The sequence below is a fragment of the Streptomyces sp. RLA131 genome, from assembly GCF_056270125.1.
Window position 1 is genome coordinate 1,531,645 of the sequence record NZ_JBWDOQ010000002.1, and the last position, 21,812, is coordinate 1,553,456.

17 protein-coding genes and 2 pseudogenes are annotated in these 21,812 nt (G+C 71.8%); 10 read left to right on the plus strand and 9 right to left on the minus strand.

Annotation, left to right across the window (positions count from 1 at the left end; all coding sequences use genetic code 11):
• Positions 1-212: 212 nt before the first annotated feature.
• On the minus strand, positions 213-1,103 hold the full coding sequence (locus RWE79_RS07935) for a GNAT family N-acetyltransferase (protein WP_475939306.1): 891 nt from the start codon (positions 1,101-1,103) through the stop codon (positions 213-215).
• 749 nt (positions 1,104-1,852) lie between these two features.
• On the opposite strand from RWE79_RS07935, the gene RWE79_RS07940 reads away from it, so the two are divergent.
• From RWE79_RS07940 to RWE79_RS07950, 3 genes are all read left to right on the plus strand, one after another.
• On the plus strand, positions 1,853-2,239 hold the full coding sequence (locus RWE79_RS07940) for a hypothetical protein (RefSeq protein WP_475939307.1): 387 nt from the start codon (positions 1,853-1,855) through the stop codon (positions 2,237-2,239).
• Positions 2,240-2,409: 170 nt separating this feature from the next.
• On the plus strand, positions 2,410-2,763 hold the full coding sequence (locus RWE79_RS07945) for a VOC family protein (RefSeq protein WP_475939308.1): 354 nt from the start codon (positions 2,410-2,412) through the stop codon (positions 2,761-2,763).
• A gap of 459 nt (positions 2,764-3,222) precedes the next feature.
• Complete coding sequence (locus RWE79_RS07950; protein ID WP_475939309.1) at positions 3,223-3,606, plus strand: hypothetical protein; 384 nt, start codon at positions 3,223-3,225, stop codon at positions 3,604-3,606.
• 192 nt (positions 3,607-3,798) lie between these two features.
• Here RWE79_RS07950 and RWE79_RS07955 read toward each other — a convergent pair whose 3' ends face one another.
• The gene (locus RWE79_RS07955; protein ID WP_475939310.1) at positions 3,799-4,608 is read right to left on the minus strand and encodes a class I SAM-dependent methyltransferase; all 810 of its coding nucleotides are present in this window, start codon (positions 4,606-4,608) and stop codon (positions 3,799-3,801) included.
• 615 nt (positions 4,609-5,223) lie between these two features.
• Here RWE79_RS07955 and RWE79_RS07960 point away from each other — a divergent pair.
• Positions 5,224-5,862, plus strand: a complete 639-nt coding sequence (locus RWE79_RS07960) for a TMEM175 family protein (RefSeq protein ID WP_475939311.1) — start codon at positions 5,224-5,226, stop codon at positions 5,860-5,862.
• 12 nt (positions 5,863-5,874) lie between these two features.
• Here the strand turns inward: RWE79_RS07960 and RWE79_RS07965 are convergent, their stop codons facing one another.
• Together RWE79_RS07965 and RWE79_RS07970 are read right to left on the minus strand one after the other, a co-directional pair.
• The gene (locus RWE79_RS07965; protein WP_475939312.1) at positions 5,875-6,588 is read right to left on the minus strand and encodes a polyamine aminopropyltransferase; all 714 of its coding nucleotides are present in this window, start codon (positions 6,586-6,588) and stop codon (positions 5,875-5,877) included.
• A 105-nt stretch (positions 6,589-6,693) separates the two neighbouring features.
• On the minus strand, positions 6,694-7,098 hold the full coding sequence (locus RWE79_RS07970) for a DUF5997 family protein (RefSeq protein WP_475939313.1): 405 nt from the start codon (positions 7,096-7,098) through the stop codon (positions 6,694-6,696).
• 58 nt (positions 7,099-7,156) lie between these two features.
• Here RWE79_RS07970 and RWE79_RS07975 point away from each other — a divergent pair, with 58 nt between their 5' ends.
• Positions 7,157-7,912, plus strand: coding sequence for a LysR substrate-binding domain-containing protein (locus RWE79_RS07975; RefSeq protein WP_475939314.1), 756 nt, complete (start codon positions 7,157-7,159; stop codon positions 7,910-7,912).
• Between the two features lie 102 nt (positions 7,913-8,014).
• Here RWE79_RS07975 and RWE79_RS07980 read toward each other — a convergent pair.
• Positions 8,015-10,236, minus strand: a pseudogene (locus tag RWE79_RS07980) (NADP-dependent isocitrate dehydrogenase).
• A gap of 203 nt (positions 10,237-10,439) precedes the next feature.
• On the opposite strand from RWE79_RS07980, the gene RWE79_RS07985 reads away from it, so the two are divergent.
• Complete coding sequence (locus RWE79_RS07985; protein WP_475939315.1) at positions 10,440-11,900, plus strand: aldehyde dehydrogenase family protein; 1,461 nt, start codon at positions 10,440-10,442, stop codon at positions 11,898-11,900.
• 52 nt (positions 11,901-11,952) lie between these two features.
• Here RWE79_RS07985 and RWE79_RS07990 read toward each other — a convergent pair whose 3' ends face one another.
• Positions 11,953-12,363, minus strand: a complete 411-nt coding sequence (locus RWE79_RS07990; RefSeq protein ID WP_475939316.1) for a RidA family protein — start codon at positions 12,361-12,363, stop codon at positions 11,953-11,955.
• 70 nt (positions 12,364-12,433) lie between these two features.
• Between RWE79_RS07990 and RWE79_RS07995 the strand changes: the two genes are divergently transcribed.
• Both RWE79_RS07995 and RWE79_RS08000 read left to right on the plus strand, forming a co-directional pair.
• The gene (locus RWE79_RS07995) at positions 12,434-13,246 is read left to right on the plus strand and encodes a nucleotidyltransferase domain-containing protein (RefSeq protein ID WP_475939317.1); all 813 of its coding nucleotides are present in this window, start codon (positions 12,434-12,436) and stop codon (positions 13,244-13,246) included.
• A gap of 14 nt (positions 13,247-13,260) precedes the next feature.
• Positions 13,261-13,470 (plus strand): DUF1918 domain-containing protein, encoded by a 210-nt coding sequence (locus RWE79_RS08000; RefSeq protein WP_475939318.1) that lies wholly within the window; start codon positions 13,261-13,263, stop codon positions 13,468-13,470.
• Positions 13,471-13,518: 48 nt separating this feature from the next.
• Here RWE79_RS08000 and RWE79_RS08005 read toward each other — a convergent pair whose 3' ends face one another.
• Complete coding sequence (locus RWE79_RS08005; RefSeq protein WP_475945666.1) at positions 13,519-14,787, minus strand: glycoside hydrolase family 10-like protein; 1,269 nt, start codon at positions 14,785-14,787, stop codon at positions 13,519-13,521.
• 347 nt (positions 14,788-15,134) lie between these two features.
• Between RWE79_RS08005 and RWE79_RS08010 the strand changes: the two genes are divergently transcribed.
• Both RWE79_RS08010 and RWE79_RS08015 read left to right on the plus strand, forming a co-directional pair.
• On the plus strand, positions 15,135-17,858 hold the full coding sequence (locus RWE79_RS08010) for a cellulose binding domain-containing protein (protein WP_475939319.1): 2,724 nt from the start codon (positions 15,135-15,137) through the stop codon (positions 17,856-17,858).
• 166 nt (positions 17,859-18,024) lie between these two features.
• On the plus strand, positions 18,025-18,885 hold the full coding sequence (locus tag RWE79_RS08015) for a 3-hydroxybutyryl-CoA dehydrogenase (RefSeq protein ID WP_475939320.1): 861 nt from the start codon (positions 18,025-18,027) through the stop codon (positions 18,883-18,885).
• A gap of 13 nt (positions 18,886-18,898) precedes the next feature.
• Here RWE79_RS08015 and RWE79_RS08020 read toward each other — a convergent pair whose 3' ends face one another.
• Positions 18,899-20,752 carry a helix-turn-helix domain-containing protein gene (locus RWE79_RS08020; protein ID WP_475939321.1) on the minus strand — a complete coding sequence of 618 codons (1,854 nt, stop codon included), beginning with the start codon at positions 20,750-20,752 and terminating at the stop codon, positions 18,899-18,901.
• Positions 20,753-21,377: 625 nt separating this feature from the next.
• Positions 21,378-21,794: pseudogene (locus tag RWE79_RS08025) on the minus strand (ATP-binding protein); the annotation flags it as partial.
• Positions 21,795-21,812: the final 18 nt, after the last annotated feature.

The window sequence follows — 21,812 nt, forward strand, 5'->3', positions numbered from 1 at the left end:
TCGAGGGCCCTATGCTGCCCGCCAACCACCACGCAGAACCCGTTGACTGAAACGCAACGTCTCGTAGGATGAGACGTTGCGTTTCGATCACCGACGCGTGGAGGGCTCCGCGGCCTCGCCCTGGTGGAGGCTCTGGCGGGCAGCTGAGGCGTCAGGACGGCCGGTCCTCCGGTAAGAAGTGTGGGCGGAGCTGCCCTAACGGCTGTAGCAGGTCAGAGGAAATGCCCGCTGGCGAGGTAGGGCGCCGGGACTGGCATGTCGCGAACGGCGGTGTAGCCCTCCTGGCCGATGTCGAGACAGGCGGCCAGACCGACATCGACCGCCCACTCGTTGGGGGTGGTGATGCAATTGACCAGGGTCCTTCCCTGTGACGAGGCCAGGGCCTCCCACAACAGTCTCTGCGCGGTTTCCGGGTGCGCGGCAGCCAGCAGCGACGCCCGTCCTCGGTCGTCGATGTAGACGTATCCCGGCCTGGTCCGGTCCGCGGACACGACCAGCCGTAGGGTGCCAAGCATGTAACCGTGATCGGGGCCATGGCGCGCGACACGCAGATCCCGGTCCAGCCGGTCCATCCACTCGAAGTCGTCGGACCGGCCCTCCCGCAGGCCGTCGACTGCGGGGAGGGTAGACCGGTCGACGATGCCGACCATCCGCATCTGCGGGTGGAGCGAGAAGCCCGCCAGCCGGTATCGGCGGGTGGCACCGGGGTGGACGCTGGAGGAGAAGATGCCGGGGCGCCCGTCGGCGTAGGCGAGGGCGGCGTCCATCAGGCGCTTACCGATGCCCTGTCCCTGGTGGCTGGGCAACACGCCGTAGGTAGCAAGGAACCACAGACGGCCGCGGTTCTGCGAGATGGCGAACCCGACTGCTCTATCGGCGCCGGCATCCGCCTCCACCGCGACCCAGCACCCTTCTGGATCGACGCTCAGGAAGAAGCGCATCCGGTCGATCCACTGCTTTGAGGCGACCGCCGAACGTGGCTCGACTTCCGGATCGCTGACCCGCCTGGTGCCCTCCTCCGCCTCGAAGAACGTCACCGCCGAAGCACGTTCGGCCGACGGGAGATCGTTCTCTTGCATCGGCCTGACCTGCACAGAGTCCATCACTTCAGCGTAAAGAACGGTCAGGCCATGCCGCACCCGGATTTCTGGGCCGCCTCCGGCCCAACATAGGCAATAGCTTGCCCGCCAGTCATCACGCACAACCCGCCAACTGAAGCGCAACGTCTCAGCCGTTGAGACTGAGCGGGTTACGGTCCGCGCTCCGGAGAGCGAATGCCTGCCGGTGTGATCGCACAGCTGCGCCCTGAATGATCTCGTCGCGCCGTACGCCATTGAGCCGGCGGTGGCGGAGAGGTTGGACACGGGCCCCGGGTGGGCTCGGCGGTGGACGGCGAGCTGGAAGACCGAGCAGGCAGATGTGGTCTGCCCGGTCCAGGAGCTGGCTGGCGTCCCGGCCATCGCCTCGGTGCCGGTTCGCGGGTTCACCTGGCGGGCGGGGCAGCGACATCGTCCCGGGTTGCAGTACCTGCTGGCCACAGGGCGGATGCATGGCTTTGAGAGCCTGGCCGAGCGGAATCTGTTGATCGCCCTCGACTTCGCCGGCGACGTGATGGAGGTGCTGTCGCAACCGTTCAAGCTGCGGTTCACCACTACGGACGGCAGCGAGGACCACACGCCGGACTTCCTGGTGCTCTGGCCCGATACGGCTGTGCTGATCGATGTCCGGCCCGGGCACTTGGTCAAGGACAAGGACCTGGTGAAGTTCGCCGCGACGGAGTGGGCAGCCGGAGCTGTGGGGTGGCGCTACCTGGTGGCTTCCGGCTGGCGCCGCCAGGTGCTGACCGGCCTTGATGCGCTGTCCGCGCGGAGGCGCCCGAAGTCCGATCGCCTCGGGCTTCCTCAAGATCAGCGGCACTCGATGGATCCGCTCCTACTACGACGACCTCGACACCTGGTCCTACTTCGAGCTCGACGCCGAGGGCTGGGCACTCCGCCACGTCGACCTTCAAGGCCCCACTCTGCGACCAGTCACCGCAGCTGCCTTGAGCGAGGTCCTCGACATCCGTGACCGCGGCGATCGCACCGCTATGGCTGTCTATCAACACAAGTACGGCATCCTCGCCGAGGGCAGCCTGGACGGCTGGCAGGACACCGACTCTGCGGCCGAGATCACGGCGACCGAGTTCGAACCCATTTGGGCATCAGCCCGTGAGGGCATCACGGGTGCCACTGATTGATCAGGTGGTGTCCCCTGGAGTGGTGTAGCAGCGATCACTTCTCGCGACTTGCTGCTACCACATCGCGCTACTACACCACTCTGCGGGACACGATCCGCACACCGGACCGGCGGTCGACGGCAGTCACCCCCAGCCCTGGCAGCCAGCCGACCCTGCTTATGCTCACGCCCATGGCACTCGAATGGGAACAGATCATCGTCGACTCCTCCGACCCCATCGCCCTCGGGCGCTGGTGGGCCGAGGCTCTCGGCTGGGTAGTGGTCGACGAATCCGAGGAGATCATCGAGATCCGGCCTGAGCCGGACCAGATGCCGGGGCTGCTCTTCGTGCCTGTCCCCGAGGGCAAGACGTCGAAGAACCGGCTCCACCCCGACTTCCGCCCCGACGACCAGGAGGCCGAGGTCGCCCGGCTGCTCTCCCTCGGTGCCCGGCGCGCCGACACCGTGCAGGACGAGCAGCGCTGGGTGACCCTCCTCGACCCGGAGGGCAACGAATTCTGTGTCCTGGGTGAGCGGAAGAGCTGAGCGGGGCCGGGCAGCCGTTCGGGCGGAGGTGCCGGACGGTTTCGCCCACCCGCAGCTGCCCCCGCCGCTACCTCCCCGAAGGCAGCATGGACAAGATCTACCCCCAGGACATCGACCAACTCGACCCGGCTACACCACTACACGGGACATGACCATTGATCATCGTCATGCCCAGATAGGGGGAGGCTCCGAAACGGCGCTTCCGACCTTCTCAGCGATTGAGCGTTCCACTTGGCGAAACGGGCCAACTGAGCCGCTCAGTCACAGCCGTGCGGCGTCGGCCGATAGCCGGCCATTCCGATCGATGGTCGGCCGGCCTTGAAGTGACGGGCCGGTCCTGACCTCGCCGGCCCCTGCCCGGGGCGCATCGCCCCCACCCCCGGTGAGAGGCGACGGGTGGACTGTCGCCGCAACTTGGCGAGCCCCAGTTCTCCGCCTCCGCGCTCGCGCTGGGGGGTCTTGTGGGCGCCAGCATGCCGGCGCCCGCCGCCGCCGTACGCCGAGCCCGCCTGCGGCGGCTCCATCGGCGACTGGAGGGACATCGACGTGGCCTCCCGCTACAGCGGCACCCTCACGACCAGTTCCGGCGGCACGGTGGAGCGCACCGTTTCCCTGGAGGGCGACACCGCGTGGGTTCCCGGTGAGACAGACAAGGTCTCGTACACCTTCACGGCGGGGAAGTTGACCTGGTACACCGGCGACGAACACGGCGGTACGAGCTTCAGCCTCAGCTCGCCGGAGTGCGCGCCGGGAGACACCCGCGTCACCGGCGCGCAATTCGAGGCGAGTTCGGGTGGCATGGGCGGTGGCGGCTCCGAGAAGGGTCGGCTCACCCGGAGGTGAGCTCCCCGAAGCGGTAGAAACGCGGTGCTCGTACGCGTGGGCCCCTCACCGAGCGGCGAGGAGCCCAAGCCTTGGGGGCTGGCCCCGCCGGCGGTGGGTGGGTGGTTGTCGACGGGATCCGACACCACTTGTCGCTCGGGGCCGAGAACGCCTCGTTCGGCCGTAGGGCGATACACGGTGCCTGCGGAGCTGTCAGCCTGCCAGCCGAGCTTTCCAGATCTCCTCGCTGGGCCATTGCTGGGCCCAGTCGGCGGAAACTTCTTCGTAGTCCCGCGCAGGCTGGGGTGCCTGAATCTCAATCAGATCTTCAACGACGAAGTCGCAGGCCCGCAGCAGACGGAGCATCTCACCGTGTGGCAGGACGAACTCCACGTGATTCCCCCAGTCCAGCCGCGTCAGGCCGAATTGGCCGCGGGACAGAGTGGTGGATGCCGGTCCCTCGGGCGGTACACACAGCGCGAACAGCGGTGAGTAGCGCGAGAACACCAGCCGGCCTCCAGGAACGAGAAGCCGGGCTGCCTCCGGGATCCACTGGTAGGGGTCGCACCACAGCGAGGCGCCGTATTCGCTGATCGCCAGGCCGAACGTGTTGTCCTCGTAGGGCACCTTCTCGGCATTGCCCAGGACAAGGGGGAAGTCGATGCCGAACTCCGCCTGCATCGCGCGAGCCGTGGCGAGCTGCTTCTCCGAGAGGTCGATCCCGACCGGGTGGGCTCCTGCTCTGGCCAGCCAAGCGGAAACATAGGCAGTACCGCAGCCCAGCTCAATGGTGCGCATCCCGTCGATGCCGTCGGGAAGCACGGAAACCTGCGACTCAGGGGTGGCCCACAATCCCCAGGACGGTTCCACCTGCGCCCAGTGATCACGGGCGAGCGGCCCGTGCCACGCAGCCGCCTCGTCATCCCAAAAGCGTCGGTTCTGCTCCACATGGTCCGCCGGGCCGTCATGAGTCATGGAGGCATTCGATAGAAGATGCTGCTGTTCCGGCAACGGAATTTTCACGGCGCCGGACTCCCTCGAAACGCGCGGCCGGCACGACGGCCAGGTAGGCACCACCACCTGCGGCGCGCATCACAGGCCGGCGAGCAGCTCCACCACCGGACCCCCGTCAGCGCGACCACTTCGCAACAGACGGTGCTACTTCTCATCGACATTCTCGGGCTCGTTGATCGCGAAGTGATGCCGAACCCATCGACAAACGTTGCTCACTCCCACCTCCGAGACCAGGTGGGTGCCGGCGGGGCCGTTCTCGCGTAGAAGCCCGAACGGGGTGATCGGCCGCCGAGGGCGACGAGGCGTTGTCACCCGGCCGGTCCAACGACCGGCCGGGGCGCGGGGTACGGCGCGGTCAAATCCGGGGGTGGCATCCGGGCTGAAGATCCCCAGCCGGGTCGGGTCCGTAGGCCACGGGGCGACCGGGAGCCAGGTATCGGTCGACGCACTGACCAACTACGAATCGTGACGGCGGTCGGACCTGCGCGGTTCCAGACGCCGCTGGCCACCTATCGGTCGCAGTCACACGGCCGCGCTCAACGACAGGTGGCCGTCCGCGGTCGCGGCCCCCCGAGCCTTGGCCGGTGCGCAACAGCCGGGATGTGACGCCCTACTGTCGGCGACATGACGGAGCCTGTGGTGCGACCGCACCCCCACGAGGACGACCCGGGCGTGGCACGCCTGGTCGCGCTGTCCGACGGCATCTACGCCATCGCGATGACGCTGCTCGTCATCGACGTGGCGGTCCCCGCGCACCTGGACGACACGGCGTTCCACAAGGCCCTGGGCGACGCCCTCCCCAACCTCGGCGCCTTCGCCCTCAGCTTCACCCTCATCGCCGGATTCTGGCGTGACCACCGCCGCATCCTCACCGCGCTGCCCGCCGGGACGACCGTGATCACCCGGCTGGTCCTCCTCGGGCTGGGCCTGGTCGCCCTGCTGCCCTTCCCCACCGCGCTCCTGGCCGAGTACGCCTCCCAGCCAGAAGCGGTCGCCCTCTACGCGGGTGCCATGGCCGCGATCCACGCGGTGCACGCGGCCCTGCTGCTGCTCACGCAACGCCAGGTGCACCCCTCGCCCGCGTCGCCCGCCGCCGTGGCCCGCCGCCGCTTCACCGCCCGGCTCGGCGCCAGCGTGCTGGTCTTCGGCCTCTCCGTGCCCCTGGCCTTCGTCGACCCGGCGGCGGCCATGTGGTTCTGGCTCACGCTCGTCCCCGTCCACTACGTCATCGGCCACCACGTCCGGCGGCTCCGGCCGCGGTGAACGGCGGCTCGCCTACTTCGTCGCCACGTAGACGGTGTTGGTCGCGGTCCCGCCCTGCAGCGGGTTGGCGAAGTCGACGACGTGGGCTTCCGATCGCGCGAAGACCTCCGCGAGCACGGCGCCGAACAGCTCGTCCGGAGGATCGTTGGACCACAGGGCGAAGACACCACCGGGATGGAGGCGTCCGGCGAGAGCGCGCAGCCCCGCCGGCTCGTAGAGCGCCGCGTGACGGGGGTGCAGCACATGACGCGGCGAGTGGTCGACGTCCAGCAGGATGGCGTGGAAGCGACGGTCCGGGGTCCGGGGATCCAGACCGCCGGAGTCGCCGATCATCGCGAAGAAGTCGCCGTGGACCAGCCGGCAGCGGGAGTCCGACGCCAGCCGGGCACCCAGTGGCACCAGCCCGCGCTCATGCCACTCGATCACCTCGCTGAGCGCGTCGACCACGATCAGCGAGCGCACCCGGGGGTCGTCCAGCGCCGCCTGCGCGGTGTAACCGAGGCCGAGCCCGCCCACGGCGACATCCAGTTCGGCGCCCGGCAGTTCCGCCAGTCCCAGACGGGTGAGCGCGATCTCGCCCGCCGTGAAGAGGCTGGACATCAGGAACTCGTCACCGAGCTTCACCTCGTACACGTCCTCGCCCGACCCGGGGTCCCGGCGGCGGCGCAGACTGATGTCGCCCATCGGTGTGGGGCGCCAGTCGATCTCCTCGAAACGCGCGCTCATCCGTTCGCCTCTCTGCGTCACCGATGCCGGCGGGTGGTGCGTCCGGGCGCCCCGGACGACGATGACGGGCCTCCCGCGAACCGGTCGCAGGGGGCCGGGAAGGGCTCAGGAACGCGGCTGGCGGGGCTGGTCGCGCCGCTCGGCGTTCTTCTCCTTGATGCGCACCGCTTCCTTGCGGACCTCGGCCTGGGTGGCGCGTTCCTGCCGCAGCCACTCGGGCTGGTCCTGCTTGAGCGCGTCGATCTGCTCCGTGGTGAGGGCGTCCGTGATCCCGCCGCGGGCGAGGCCCGAGATGGAGATGCCCAGCTTGGCCGCGACCACGGGGCGGGGGTGCGGGCCGTTGCGTCGCAGCTCCTGCAGCCACTCGGGCGGATCGGTCTGCAGGGCACTCAGCTCGTTGCGCGAGACGACACCCTCCTGGAACTCGGCGGGGGTGGCCTCGAGGTACACACCCAGCTTCTTCGCCGCGGTCGCGGGCTTCATCGTCTGGGTGGTCTGGTGCGACGTCATGGTGCCAAGGGTATCGAGCGTGTGCGCCACCTCCGACCACGACCGGTAGCCTGGCCATGTGACAGCCTCGGAAACACCCCCTTCGTTCCGGCTCGCGTACGTCCCGGGGGTGACGCCCACCAAGTGGGTACGGATCTGGAAGGAACGGCTCCCCGAGGTCCCTCTGGAACTTGTCGCGGTGTCGGCCGCCGAGGCGCCCGACGCGTTGCGCGGCGGCGCCGCCGACGCCGGTTTCGTACGACTGCCGATCGACCGGACGGACCTCAGCGCGATCCCCCTGTACGCCGAGACGACGGTGGTCGTGGTCCCGAAGGACCACGTCGTGACGGCGGCCGAGGAGGTCTCCGCCGAGGATCTGGCCGACGAGATCGTGCTGCGTCCCCTCGACGACACCCTCGGGTGGGAGCACCTGCCCGGACAGCCCGCGAAGGAGCGCCCCGCCACGACTGCGGACGCCGTGGAACTGGTGGCGGCGGGCGTGGGCGTGCTGGTCGTGCCGCAGTCACTCGCCCGGCTGCACCACCGCAGGGACCTCACCTACCGGCCGCTCACGGACGCCCCCGAGTCCCGGGTCGCGCTGTCCTGGCCCGAGGACGGGACCACCGACCTGGTGGAGCAGTTCATCGGGATCGTCCGCGGGCGGACCGTCAACAGCACCCGCGGCCGCCCGGCGGCCCAGCCGCAGCCCAAGGCGAAGGCGAAGCGCCCCGACACGGGCGGGGCGCAGCGCAAGCCCGCGGCCGGCAGGAGCCCGCGGAGCGGTTCCGGTGGCGCCAAGGGCGGCAAGCGCGGGAAGCCCCGCCGCCGTTCGTAGGGCCGGCGCCGCCGTCCGGCCCGGGCCCTACGAACGGCGGCGGGGCTTCCCGCCCCGGGCCGGCGGATGCCGGCCGGGGGCGGGACCGCTGCCGCCGGCGGGTCAGCCGAGGGTGGCGATGGCCTGGTTGAAGGTGGCCGACGGGCGCATGACGGTGGCCGCCTTGGCCGCGTCGGGCTTGTAGTAGCCGCCGATGTCGGCGGGCGAGCCCTGGACGGCGATCAGTTCGCCGACGATGACCTGCTCCTGCTCGGAGAGGGTCCGGGCGAGGGCCGCGAACGCCTTGGCGAGCTCGGCGTCGTCGCTCTGGCCGGCCAGCTCCTGCGCCCAGTAGAGCGCGAGGTAGAAGTGGCTGCCGCGGTTGTCGATACCGCCGAGGCGGCGGCTGGGCGACTTGTCCTCGTTGAGGAAGGTGGCGGTCGCGCGGTCGAGGGTGTCGGCGAGGACCTGGGCGCGGGCGTTGCCGGTGGTCTGCGCGAGGTGCTCGAAGCTGACCGCGAGGGCCAGGAACTCACCCAGGCTGTCCCAGCGCAGGTAGTTCTCCTTGACCAGCTGCTGGACGTGCTTGGGGGCCGAGCCGCCGGCGCCGGTCTCGAAGAGGCCGCCGCCGTTCATCAGCGGGACGACGGACAGCATCTTGGCGCTGGTGCCGAGTTCGAGGATCGGGAAGAGGTCGGTGAGGTAGTCGCGCAGGACGTTGCCGGTGACCGAGATGGTGTCCTCGCCGCGGCGGATGCGCTCCAGGGAGAACGCGGTCGCCTCGACCGGGGACTTGATCTCGATCCGCAGGCCCTCGGTGTCGTGGTCGGCCAGGTAGGTCCTGACCTTCCCGATGAGGACGGCGTCGTGCGCGCGGCTCTCGTCCAGCCAGAACACCGCCGGGACGCCGGTGGCGCGGGCGCGGGTGACGGCGAGCTTGACCCAGTCCTGGATCGGCGCGTCCTTGGTCTGGCACATCCGGAAGATGTCACCGGCGCCGACGGTCTGTTCGAGGACCACGTTGCCATCGGTGTCCACGACCCGCACCGTGCCGGTGACGGGGATCTCGAAGGTCTTGTCGTGGCTGCCGTACTCCTCGGCCTTCTGCGCCATCAGGCCGACGTTGGGCACCGAGCCCATGGTGGCGGGGTCGAAGGCGCCGTTGGCGCGGCAGTCGTCGAGGACGACCTGGTAGACGCCGGAGTAGCTGCTGTCGGGCAGCACGGCGAGGGTGTCGGCCTCCTGGCCGTCCGGGCCCCACTCATGTGGCCGGAGGTGCGGATCATGGCCGGCATGGAGGCGTCGACGATGACGTCGCTGGGGACGTGCAGGTTGGTGATGCCCTTGTCGGAGTCGACCATCGCCAGGGCGGGGCCCTCGGCGAGCTCGGCCTCGAAGGACGCCTTGATCGCGTCGCCCTCGGGCAGCGCCTCCAGGCCCTTGAGGATGCCGCCGAGGCCGTCGTTGGGGCTGAGGCCGGCGGCGGCGAGGGTGCGGCCGTGCTCGGCGAACGTCTTCGGGAAGAAGGTGCGCACCACGTGGCCGAAGACGATCGGGTCGGAGACCTTCATCATCGTGGCCTTGAGGTGGACGGAGAACAGCACGCCCTCCGCCTTGGCGCGGGCGACCTGCGCGGCGAGGAACTCGCGCAGCGCGGCCACGCGCATGACGGACGCGTCCACGACCTCGCCCGCCAGTACCGGTACCGACTCGCGCAGGACGGTGGTGCTGCCGTCGTCCCCGGCGAGCTCGATGCGCAGCGAGCCGGGCGCGGTGACGACCGCGGACTTCTCGGTGGAGCGGAAGTCGTCGGCGCCCATGGTCGCGACGTTGGTCCGGGAGTCGGGGGACCAGGCGCCCATGCGGTGCGGGTGCGTCTTGGCGTAGTTCTTGACCGAGGCGGGGGCGCGGCGGTCGGAGTTGCCCTCGCGCAGCACGGGGTTGACGGCGCTGCCCTTGATCTTGTCGTAGCGGGCGCGGACGTCCTTGTCCTCGTCGGACTTGGGGTCGTCCGGGTAGTCCGGCAGCGCGTAGCCCTGCTGCTGCAGCTCGGCGACCGCGGCCTTCAGCTGCGGGATCGAGGCCGAGACGTTCGGCAGCTTGATGATGTTCGCCCCGGGCGTCTTCGCCAGCTCGCCGAGCTCGGCGAGCGCGTCGTCGATCCGCTGGTCCTCCTGGAGGTACTCCGGGAAGACGGCGATGATCCGGCCCGCCAGAGAGATGTCACGGCTCTCCACAGTGACCCCGGCCGTCGAGGCGTAGGCCTCGATCACCGGCAGGAACGAGTACGTCGCCAGGGCCGGCGCCTCGTCGGTGTGCGTATAGATGATGGTCGAGTCAGTCACCGGGTGCTCCGCTCCACGTCTGCAACATTGCTCGACATCAAGATATCTCCTGCGCGCCCTCGTCTCGACAGGGCCCTGCGGGACTGAAAGCGTTGACATGAGCGGCGGGCGATCGCAGACTACTTGGTCAAAGATTCAATAAACGGTCGTTCACCGGTGAACGCGAGAGACCGCGAGGGACCCGCGAGCAAAGGAATGCCGCCATGACCATCCACCGCGAACTCCTGATCGGCGGCAAGGACGTACCCGCCGTGTCGGGCCGTACCACCGAGGACATCAACCCCTACACCGGGGAGGTGTACGCCACCCTCGCCGCGGGCGGCACCGAGGACGTCACCCTGGCCGTGGACGCCGCGCAGGCGGCCTTCGCGGACTGGGCGGCGACGAGCCCGTTCGCCCGGCGGGCGGTCTTCCTCAGGGCCGCCGACATCCTGGAGTCACGCGGCGAGCAGGCCGCCGGCCTCATGGCCGGCGAGGCGGGCGGCACCCGCCCGTGGGCGTACTTCAACGTATCGCTGGCCGCCAACATGCTCCGCGAGGCGGCCGCCGCGATCACCGCCCCGCGCGGCGAGGTGCTCGCCGCGCAGGAGCAGGGCGCCCTCGGACTGGCGGTGCGCGAGCCGGTCGGGGTGGTGGCGGCCTTCGCCCCCTGGAACGCCCCGGTGATCCTGGGCGTACGGGCCGTGGCCGCACCACTGGCGGCCGGCAACACGGTGGTGGTCAAGCCCAGCGAGGACGCCCCGCTGGCGTGCGGGCTCTTCGTCGCCGACGTACTGAGGGAGGCCGGGCTGCCGGACGGCGTGCTCAACGTCGTCACCAACGCGCCCGAGGACGCCGCCGAGGTCGCCGAGGCCCTGGTCGCGGACCCGCGCGTACGGGCGGTCAACTTCACCGGATCCACCGGGACCGGCCGGATCATCGGCACCCACGCCGCCCGCCACCTCAAGCCGGCCGTCCTGGAACTCGGCGGCAAGAACGCCATCCTCGTCCTGGACGACGCGGACGTGGAGTACGCGATCGACGCCGTCACCTTCGGCGTCTTCATGAACGCCGGCCAGATCTGCATGTCAGGCGACCGCGTCCTGGTCCACGAGTCGCTGGCCGAGGCGTTCACGGCCGGGTTCACCGCCAAGGTGGCCGCCCTGCCGTCCGGCGACCCCGCCGAGCCGACCACCGTGATCGGCCCGCTGGTCAGCGCGGCCGCGGCGCGGCGGGTGGCCCGGCTGGTCGCCGACGCCACCGCCAAGGGCGCCACCGTCCTGACCGGCGGCGGCGAACCGCGGGGCGCGGTGCACCCGGCGACGGTACTGAGCGGGGTCCCCAGGGACGCGGACCTCTACCACGGCGAGGCCTTCGGACCGGTCTGCGTCATCGAGACCTTCTCCACCGACGACGAGGCCGTCGCGCTGGCCAACGACACCGACAACGGCCTCACCGCCGGCATCATCACCGAGAACGGCACCCACGGTCTCGCCGTGGCCCGCCGGCTGCGCACCGGCATCGTCCACATCGGCGACCAGTCCGTCGCCGACGAGCCGCAGGCCCCCTTCGGCGGCTTCAACGCCTCCGGCTACGGCCGCTTCGGCGGCCGCTGGGGCATCGAGGCCTTCAGCAACACCCGCTGGGTGACCCTGGCCACCCAGCACGCGCACTTCCCGTTCTGAGGGCCGTCCCGCACCCGGAGGGCCGGTGCCCGGTGCGGCGGCGGACATACCGTCACGCCTCGGGCACCGCGACGACGGCTTCCACCTCGATCAGCAGCTCGGGACGGTAGAGCGCGGCGACCCGCACCAGGGAGCTCGCCGGGTTGGGGCGGTCGCCCAGGGCGGGCCGGATCAGCTCGTCCCGTACGTCCCGCATCGGCTGGAGGCCGGCCGGCTCGGTGACGTACCAGGTGAAGCGGACGACATCGGGCCAGTCCGCGCCGAGCGAGCGCAGCACCCGGTGCGGATTGCCCAGGGCCTGGCGGGTCTGGGCGGCCAGGTCGTCGCCGACCGGGTCGCCCCCGGCGTCGATGGCGACCTGGCCGGAGACGAAGGCCAGCCGGCCGGTGGCGGTGACGGCGTGCGCGTAGCCGGGCCCGGGCGCGAGATCCGGGACATCGGCGAGACGATCGGTGATCGGCATGGCGTGACCGTACGCGCCAAGATCCTTACCCGGCACGGCATTTACCGGCCGGGGCGGTACCGTCCCGCGCATGGACGACTACCGGAACGACCCGGCCGCCGCCGCGCGGGACTTCGTGCGGGAGCGGTACCCCGAGGCCCTGGCCGCCTTCCTCGGTGGCTCCACGGCGCGCGGCGAGGGGACCGCGACCTCCGACCTGGACATCGTGCTGGTGCTGCCGGAGCCGGCGCGGGTCCGGGGCGAGAACCTGCTGTGGGGCGGCTGGCCGGTCGAACTGTTCGTCCACACCGGGGAGTCGGTGACGGCCTTCATGGAGTTCGACCGCTCCCGCGGCTCGGGCACGACGGCCTTCATGTGTGCCACCGGCGCCGTGCTGCACGACCGCGACGGCACCGCCGCGCGGCTGCGCGAGGCCGCCCGGCGCTCGCTGGCCGCCGGGCCGCCGCCCGCCACGCCGGAGCAGCTGGAGCGGGCCCGCTACGAGGTCACCGACCTGCGTGACGACCTGCTGGGCGCCACGGACGAGGACGAGCTGCTGGTGATCGCCACGACCCTGCTGGAGCGCACCGCCGGGCTGCTGTTCTCCGTACGGAACCACTGGCACGGCGCCGGCAAGTGGCTGCCCCGGCGGCTGCGGGAGGCCGCGCCGGAGCTGGCGGAACCGCTGCTGGGCGGCTGTCGCACGCTGGTGCGCGGCGGGCCGCGCGAGCCGTTCGCCGAGGCGGTGGCTGCCGCCCTCGACGTCTGCGGCGGTCCGCTGTGGGCCGGATACCGGCGGGAGCCGGACGCCCGGATGCTCGCGTACATACGCGAGGCGCACACGAAGGGTGCGGACCGGGCGAGCGCCCCTAGACTGGAGACGCAGGCTCCAGACCGCACCTAGGGAGGTCGGATCGGATGCACGCGAATGTGGGCGACACCCTGAAGCAGCACGGCCGGGTCGTCGGGCAGCACGACCGGGACGCGCAGATCGTCGAAGTCATCGGCAGCGGCGGCGAGCCGCCGTACCGGGTGCGCTACGAGGACGGGCACGAGTGCGTGAAGTCCCCCGGGCCCGACTCCGTGGTGGTGCACCAGCCGGGGCAGGAGACCATCCCCTCGCCCTGACGACGCGATGCCCTGGCGTACCGCTGACGCCGCCGGCGGCCGGCCGCGTCAGCGGTAGTCGTAGTGGTCGGCCACGACCCGGCTCATCGCGCCGATCGGGTCGGCCACCACCTGTTTGGCGGCGAAGAAGACGTTGCCGCGCACCTGCGGGTACCCGGCGCCGAAGCTGAGGTGCCGGGACAGCTCGTCCGGGTCCTGCCAGGCGGCGGGCTGCCCCGGCGCGCCCGCCTTGTAGAGGGCCTCGCCGATGTAGAGCCGGACGCGGGTGCCCTCGACGACCCGGGACCACCACGGGATCAGCTCTGCGTAGTCGGCGGCGGCGTTGCCCAGGTGCCAGTAGACCTGGGGGACGATGTAGTCGATCCACTCCTTGCGCACCCAGCCCCGGGTGTCCGCGTACAGGTCGTCGTAGGTCTGCACGCCGGCCCGGGTGTCGGAGCCGAGCCGGTCGGTGTCGCTGTTGCGCCAGACCGCGAAGGGGCTGACGCCGAACCGGGTGCCGGGCCGGATCTGCCGGATGCGGGCGGCGGTCTCCTGGACCAGCCGGTCGATGTTGTCGCGCCGCCAGTCGGCACGGCTGTCGAAGTCCGATCCGTGGCGTTGGTACGCGTCGTCGTCGTCGAAGGTCCGGCCGGCGACCGGGTAGGGGTAGAAGTAGTCGTCCCAGTGGACGGCGTCGACGGCGTAGTGCCGGACCGCGTCCAGCATCGCGTCCTGGACGAAACCGCGCACCTCGGGCAGCCCGGGGTTGTAGTAGAGCTTGCCGCCGTAGGGGATCACCCAGTCGGGGTGCACGCGGGCGGGGTGGCGGGCGGTCAGCCGGGAGGGGTCGGTGTGGTTGGCGACCCGGTAGGGGTTGAACCAGGCGTGCAGCTGCAGCCCGCGCTGGTGGGCCTCGTGGACGGCGGTGCCCAGCGGGTCCCAGCCGGGGTCGCGGCCCTGGGTGCCGGTGAGGTACTCCGACCAGGGCTCGTACGGTGACGGCCACAGGGCGTCGGCGGTGGGGCGGACCTGGAACATCACGGCGGTGAGGCGGCGGTCGACGGCGGCGTCGAGCAGGTCGAGCAGTTCCCGCCGCTGCCGCGCGGCGGACAGACCGGGGGCGGACGGCCAGTCGAGGTTGGCGACGGTCGCGATCCACATGCCCCGCATCCGGGTGCGCGCGACGGCGGCCGCGCCCCCGCCGGCCCTGCCACGGGCGGCCCTGGCGCCCGCGACCGCGTCACGGGCCGCCGCGTCGCCGGCGGCCGGGAACGCCAGGGTCAGCGCTCCGGCGGCTCCCGCGGTGAATGCCCGGCGGGTGATGTGCTGGTCCATGTGGCCCATGACTGCCCCTTGATGGTCCGTTCGGCGCTCCGCTGTGCTGACTGTCCGTCACGTCTGCCTGTCCCGCTCGATGATGGGGGGCCAGGGGGGCGGCGGGCAATCCTCACGCCGTCGCGGCGTGTCACCGCGGCGAGCCACCGGGGCGAGCCACCGCGCGGGAGGCGGTCCACGCGGTCCGGAGTCACGGCGGCGCCGGCCGGGAAAGCCCTTTCCCCACCCCTTCTCGCCCACGCGGGCGGCCGCTACCATCGGTCTGCGATCCACTATGGGAGCGCTCCCAATACGTTCCGTCCACCCACCGCCCGCACCGCGCGGTTGTACGGAGAGGGAGTCCCGCCATGCCACGAAGAGCTTCAGGACCTGTCCTGGGCGCACTGCTGGCCGCCCTGGCCCTGTTCGCCGGACTACTTTTCGCCGGTGCGGCCTCGTCCGCCCACGCGGCGGCCGCCGCCGAGACCTACACCTGGAAGAACGCCCGGATCGACGGCGGCGGCTTCGTCCCCGGCATCATCTTCAACCGCTCCGAGAAGAACCTCGCCTACGCCCGCACCGACATCGGCGGCGCCTACCGCTGGAACGAGAGCGGCAAGTCCTGGACCCCGCTGACGGATTCCGTCGACTGGGACCACTGGGGGTACACCGGAGTCGTCAGCCTCGCCACCGACTCCGTCAACCCGGACAAGGTCTACGCGGCCGTCGGCACCTACACCAACTCCTGGGACCCGAACAACGGGGCGGTGCTCCGCTCCTCCGACAGGGGCGCCACCTGGACGGCCTCCGCGCTGCCCTTCAAGCTCGGCGGCAACATGCCCGGCCGCGGCATGGGCGAGCGCCTCGCCGTCGACCCCAACAAGAACAGCGTCCTGTACCTGGGCGCGCCCAGCGGCAACGGCCTGTGGCGCAGCACCGACTCGGGCGTGACCTGGGCCAAGGTCACCGCCTTCCCCAACGTCGGCAACTACGCCCAGGACCCGACCGACACCTCGGGCTACGCCAGTGACAACCAGGGCATCGTCTGGGTCACCTTCGACGAGCGCACGGGCAGCTCGGGCAGCGCGACCCAGAGCATCTACGTCGGCGTGGCCGACAAGGACAACACCGTCTACCGCTCGACCGACGGGGGCTCGACCTGGTCACGTATCGCGGGCCAGCCCACCGGCTACATCGCCCACAAGGGCGTGCTGGACCCGGTCAACGGCTACCTCTACATCGCCACCAGCGACACCGGCGGCCCCTACGACGGCGCCAAGGGCCAGGTCTGGCGGTACGCGACCGCGACCGGTACCTGGACCAACGTCAGCCCGCTGTCCGACTCCGACACCTACTTCGGCTACAGCGGCCTGACCGTCGACCGCCGGCACCCCGGCACCGTCATGGTCACCGGCTACAGCTCCTGGTGGCCGGACACCCAGATCTACCGCTCCACCGACAGCGGCGGCACCTGGACCCACGCGTACGACTGGAGCGGCTACCCGAGCCGTACCTTCCGCTACACCCAGGATGTGTCCTCCGTGCCGTGGCTGACCTTCGGCACCAATCCGTCGCCGCCCGAGGTGACGCCCAAACTGGGCTGGATGACCGAGGCGTTGGAGATCGACCCCTTCAACTCCGACCGCATGATGTACGGCACCGGCGCCACCGTCTACGGCACCGACAACCTCACCGCCTGGGACACCTCCGGCGGCCAGATCAAGATCACACCGATGGTCAAGGGCATCGAGGAGACCGCGGTCAACGACCTGGTCAGCCCGCCGTCCGGGGCCCCGCTGCTCAGCGCCCTCGGGGACATCGGCGGCTTCCGGCACACCGATCTGACCGCCGTGCCGGCGATGATGTACACCTCCCCCGGCTTCACGACCACCACCAGCCTCGACTTCGCCGAGTCGAGCCCGGGCACCGTGGTCCGGGTCGGCAACAACGACACGGCGCCCCGGGTCGCCTTCTCCACCGACAACGGCGCCAACTGGTTCCAGGGCTCCGAACCCTCCGGCGTGACCGGCGGCGGCACGGTCGCCGCGGCGGCCGACGCGAGCGGCTTCGTCTGGAGCCCGGACGGCACCGGCGTCAACTACACCACCGGTTACGGCAGTTCCTGGACGGCCTCGACCGGCGTGCCGGCCGGCGCCACCGTGGAGTCGGACCGCAAGAACGCCAAGAAGTTCTACGCCTTCAAGTCCGGCACCTTCTACGTCAGCACCGACAGCGGCAAGACCTTCGCCGCCACCGCCGCCACCGGTCTGCCCGCCGACGGCCCCGTACGCTTCAAGGCGGTCCCCGGCACCGAGGGCGACATCTGGCTCGCCGGCGGCGCCACCACCGGCAGCTACGGCCTGTGGCACTCCACCGACTCCGGGGCCTCCTTCAGCAAGCTCTCCAACGTCCAGCAGGCCGACACCATCGGCTTCGGCAAGGCCGCCACCGGCGCCTCGTACCAGGCGCTCTACACCAGCGCCAAGATCGGCGGCGTCCGCGGAATCTTCCGCTCCACCGACGCGGGCGCGTCCTGGGTCCGGATCAACGACGACGCCCACCAGTACGGCTGGACCGGCGCCGCGATCACCGGCGACCCGCGGGTCTACGGCCGGGTGTACGTCAGCACCAACGGCCGGGGCGTGCTGTACGCCGACACCTCGGACACCACGGGCGGCGGTACGGCCACACCGACCCCGACGGCGACCCCCACCACCTCCCCCACGACCGGCCCGAGCCCGACCACGAGCCCGACCACGACCACGTCACCGGCGGGCTGCGCGGTGACCTACGGCATCACCAGCCAGTGGAACACCGGCTTCCAGGGCGATGTGTCGATCAGGAACACCGGCTCCTCGGCGGTCAACGGCTGGACACTGGCCTGGACCTTCCCCAACGGCCAGACGATCTCCCAGCTGTGGAGCGCATCCTGGACCCAGGCCGGCTCGACGGTCACCGCCACCGCCCTGAGCTGGAACTCCACCATCGCCGCCGGAGCGTCGGTCTCCTTCGGCTTCACGGCCGGCTGGTCGGGCACCAACGGGAAACCGACCGCCTTCACGCTCAACGGCGCCGCCTGCACGGTGACGTAACCGAGGCCGAGGCCGAGGCCGCAACGGCCACCGGCCACCGGCCACCGGCCACAGCCGTGCAGGTGTGCCCACCACGCAGGTGTAGTGTCGGTCGGTGCGATCCGGCCCGTACCGTGGTACGGGCCGGATGCCGTTTCGGGACCGGGGAGAGGAAGAGGCCAGAGCGTTGAACGACATCCAGAACGTCGGTGTGGTGGGCTGCGGCCAGATGGGCGCGGGCATCGCGGAGGTGTGCGCCCGTGCCGGGCTCGACGTCCGGGTCGCCGAGACCACCGGTGAGGCCCTGGAGTTCGGCCGCACGCGGCTGACCAACTCCCTCACCAAGGCCGCCGAGCGCGGCAAGATCACCCAGGACGAGCGGGACGCGGCCCTGGGGCGGCTGTCCTTCACCACGGATCTGGGCGAGTTCGCCGACCGGGATCTCGTCATCGAGGCCGTCGTGGAGAACGAGCAGGTCAAGACCGAGATCTTCCAGGTCCTCGACCAGGTCGTGAGCCGCCCCGACGCCATCCTGGCCTCCAACACCTCCTCCATCCCCCTGGTCAAGCTCGCGGTCGCCACCTCACGCCCCGACCAGGTCCTGGGCATCCACTTCTTCAACCCCGCCCCGGTGCAGAACCTGGTCGAGCTCATCCCCGCGCTCACCACCGGCGACCAGACCCTGCTGCGAGCCGAGAAGCTCGTCACGGATGTGCTGGGCAAGCACGCGATCCGCGCCCAGGACCGCTCCGGGTTCATCGTGAACGCGCTGCTCATCCCCTATCTGCTCTCCTCGATCCGGATGTTCGAGTCCGGTATAGCCAGCCGCGAGGACATCGACAACGGCATGGAACTGGGCTGCGCCCACCCCATGGGCCCGCTCAAGCTCTCCGACCTCATCGGCCTCGACACGGTCGCCTCGGTCGCCGACTCGATGTATCACGAGTACAAGGAGCCCCTGTACGCCGCTCCGCCGCTCCTCCAGCGCATGGTCGACGCGGGGCGGCTGGGTCGTAAGACCGGCCACGGCTTCTACGACTACGCGTAGTTCAGCGCGTAGTTCAGCGGCGCGGCCGGGCCGCGCCGTCCAGCGGGACCGTGACGGTCACGGTGCGGGAATCCGCGGCGTCGATGTCGAGGTCCACGGGGACGAGCGCGGCGCCGGAGGCGATGACGGCGGCGGCCATGGCGTGGGCCAGGGCCGTACGGGAGCGGACGCCGAACTTGCGGTAGATGCGGGAGAGCGTTCCCTCGACGGTCTTGACGCTGATGAACAGCTCGGCGGCGACCTCGCGGTTGGTGGCGCCGCCGCCTACCAGGGTGGCGACCCGGTGCTCGGTGGCGGTGAGCCGGGGTCCTCCCCCGCCGCCGCGTTCCACCGCGTCCAGGCGGCCCAGTTCCTCCCGGGCCTTGGCCGCCAGGGGCGCGGCCCCGGCCTCGCCGCAGATGCGCAGGGCCTCGGTGAGGGCGGCCCGGGCGGCGGTACGGCGCCGGGAGCGGCGTTCGACGGCGCCGAGGGCGATGAGCGTGCGGGCCAGGTCGACCGGCAGCGGCAGGTTCCGGAGCCGGTCGGCGGCGGACTGCAGCCGGGAGACGCCCTTCCCGGCGCGGCCGAGGGCGGCCTCCCGCAGGCCCTCGGCACGTTCGAGGGCGGCGAGGCCGCTGCCGGGGGTCTGCCGGCCGGTGCGGCGGTGGGCGGCCTGGAGGACCTCGCCGGCCGCGTCGGTCTCGCCGAGGACGACCAGGGCTTCGGCGAGGTCGGCGTACCAGCGCAGGGCGGCCGGGTCGGCGATGCCCATCGACTCCCCGGCGCGGCGCACCCGTTGCAGGGCCTCTACGGCGGCGGCGTTGCCGTGGCTGCCGCCGGCCAGCGCGTGGGCCTGGCCGAGGGCGGCGAGGGCGCGCAGCAGGAAGAGCTGGTCGCCGTCGGCCTCGCAGGCCCGGACGGCACGTTCGGCGAGCCGGATGGCGTTGCCGGTGTCGCCGCCGGCGATCTCGGCGAGGGCGACGGCGTAGAGGGCGGGCGGTGAGGCGCTGCCGGCCCCGGCGGGTAGCCGGGCGATCCGGGCGGCGCCGGCCAGCGCCTCGTGGCAGAGGCCGGCCCTGACCTGGATGCGGGTGAGGGCGACCAGGGTGGCGACGGTTTCCTCGACCCCGGCGATGTCGCCGATGCGGGCGAGGAGCTCGGTGACCTCCTCGTGGGCGTCGGTGACCCGGTCGGCGTCGGCGGCCAGCAGGGCCCCGGTACGGATCAGGCCCCAGGCGCCGGGTTCGTCGTCGCGGCCGCCGAGCAGGGCGAGGGCGTCCCGCAGGGCGCGGTCGGCGGCGGCCGTGTCTCCGTGCAGGGCCTGGAGGCGGGCGAGCAGGGCGAGGGCGGCGAGCAGGGTGTCCGCCGCGTCGGGGCCGGCCTCGCGGGCCCGGTCGGCGGCCTGCCGGGCGTGGGTGGCGGCCCGGGCCGGGCGGCCGCCCAGGAGGTGGCGGACGGCGGCCCAGTGGTGGAGCCGGGCCTGAAGCCCGGGGTGCCCGGCGGATTCTGCGAGGCCCTCGTCGATGAGGCGGGCGGTGCCGGCGAGTGCCTGGCCGGCGTTGCCGAGCAGGATGAGCCGGGCCCGTACCCGGTGGGTGGCGGACGCCGCGCCGGTCAGTACGGTCTGCGCGGTCCGGGCGGCCTCGTCGCGCAGCCCGGCGTCGCAGGCGTACCCGGCGGCGGCCAGCAGCCGGTCGGCCCGCTCGCCCGGCAGCGCCCGCGGGGTGCGGCGGGCGGCGAGTTCGGCCAGTTCGGCGGCGACGGCGGGGTCTCCGGAGCGGCGGGCGGTGCCCGGCGGCGGCGATGAGGGTGCGGGCGGTGGCCTCGTCCTCGTAGGGGTGGGCGAGGGCGAGGTGCCGGGCCCGCTGGACGGGCTCGGTGACCGCACCGGCCAGCAGTGCGTGCACCGCGCGCCGGCTGTGCTCGGGGGCGTCGGCGTGGACGGCGGCGCGGATCAGCGGGTGCCGGAAGCGTACGGTGCCGTCGGCGTCGGCGGCGGCGATGCCGAGGTTCTCGGCGGAACCGAGGTCACGGGCGGGGTGCGGCACCCCGGCGGCGTGCAGCAGGGTCAGGGTGGGGCGCTCGGCGGCGCCGGCCACGAGCAGGGTGTGCCGGGCGGCCGCGGGGAGCCGGCGGACCCGGTCGAGCAGCAGGGCGCGCAGCCTCGGCGGTACCGGCAGCGGGCCGCCCGGAGTGGCGGGCAGCCCTTCGCGGAGCACGGCGCGGCCGAGTTCGAGACCGTAGAGCGGGTTGCCCCCGGCGGCGTGCCCGACGGCCCGCAGGGCGACCGCCGGGAGCCGGTCGCCGGTGTCCGCGCGCAGCAGCGCCTCCGACTCGGCGCCGGACAGCGGCGGTACCCGGATCTCGGCGGTGCCGGGCGGGCAGCAGGGCAGCCGGGTGGGCTGCTGCCCGTCGGCCACCCGCTCGGCGGCGAGGAACCGCAGTCCCGTACCGGGGTCGAGCCGGCGCAGGGCGAAGCCGAGGACCTCGCCGCTGGGCTGGTCGAGCCACTGCAGGTCGTCGATGACCAGGTGCAGCGGGCCGTCGGCGGCCAGCGCCGCCAGGACGTCGAGCACCGCGACCCGGACCGCGAGCCGGCCGCGGTCACCGGCCGGGGCGCGCCCGCGCAGCAGGGCCGCGCGCAGCGCCGCCCCGGTGGCGGGCGGCAGCGCGTCGACGTAGCGGCCGGGCACCGCGGTGAAGAGGTCGATCAGGCCGACGAAGGGCAGTCTGGCGTCCTCGGCGGCGGGGGCGCAGCGCAGCAGGGTGCCGCCGCAGTCCGGCGCCGCGCGGTCGTGCGGCGGGGTGAGCGCCTGGACCAGGGTGGTCCTGCCGATACCGGCCGGTCCGTACAGCAGGACGCCGGGAACGGCGGTCAGCTGTGTCCGGGCCTGGTCGAGAAGTTCCCGACGCCCGATCATGGACGGCATCTGGACATGACAAGCTAC

Coding starts and splice junctions, on each gene's coding strand:
- RWE79_RS08010 (WP_475939319.1), top strand. CDS start 15,135: ATGCCACGAAGAGCTTCAGGACCTGTCCTGGGCGCACTGCTGGCCGCC.
- RWE79_RS08000 (WP_475939318.1), top strand. CDS start 13,261: ATGCACGCGAATGTGGGCGACACCCTGAAGCAGCACGGCCGGGTCGTC.
- RWE79_RS07935 (WP_475939306.1), bottom strand. CDS start 1,103: ATGGACTCTGTGCAGGTCAGGCCGATGCAAGAGAACGATCTCCCGTCG.
- RWE79_RS07945 (WP_475939308.1), top strand. CDS start 2,410: ATGGCACTCGAATGGGAACAGATCATCGTCGACTCCTCCGACCCCATC.
- RWE79_RS07960 (WP_475939311.1), top strand. CDS start 5,224: ATGACGGAGCCTGTGGTGCGACCGCACCCCCACGAGGACGACCCGGGC.
- RWE79_RS07965 (WP_475939312.1), bottom strand. CDS start 6,588: ATGAGCGCGCGTTTCGAGGAGATCGACTGGCGCCCCACACCGATGGGC.
- RWE79_RS07985 (WP_475939315.1), top strand. CDS start 10,440: ATGACCATCCACCGCGAACTCCTGATCGGCGGCAAGGACGTACCCGCC.
- RWE79_RS07990 (WP_475939316.1), bottom strand. CDS start 12,363: ATGCCGATCACCGATCGTCTCGCCGATGTCCCGGATCTCGCGCCCGGG.
- RWE79_RS07995 (WP_475939317.1), top strand. CDS start 12,434: ATGGACGACTACCGGAACGACCCGGCCGCCGCCGCGCGGGACTTCGTG.
- RWE79_RS07940 (WP_475939307.1), top strand. CDS start 1,853: ATGCGCTGTCCGCGCGGAGGCGCCCGAAGTCCGATCGCCTCGGGCTTC.
- RWE79_RS08005 (WP_475945666.1), bottom strand. CDS start 14,787: ATGGACCAGCACATCACCCGCCGGGCATTCACCGCGGGAGCCGCCGGA.
- RWE79_RS07970 (WP_475939313.1), bottom strand. CDS start 7,098: ATGACGTCGCACCAGACCACCCAGACGATGAAGCCCGCGACCGCGGCG.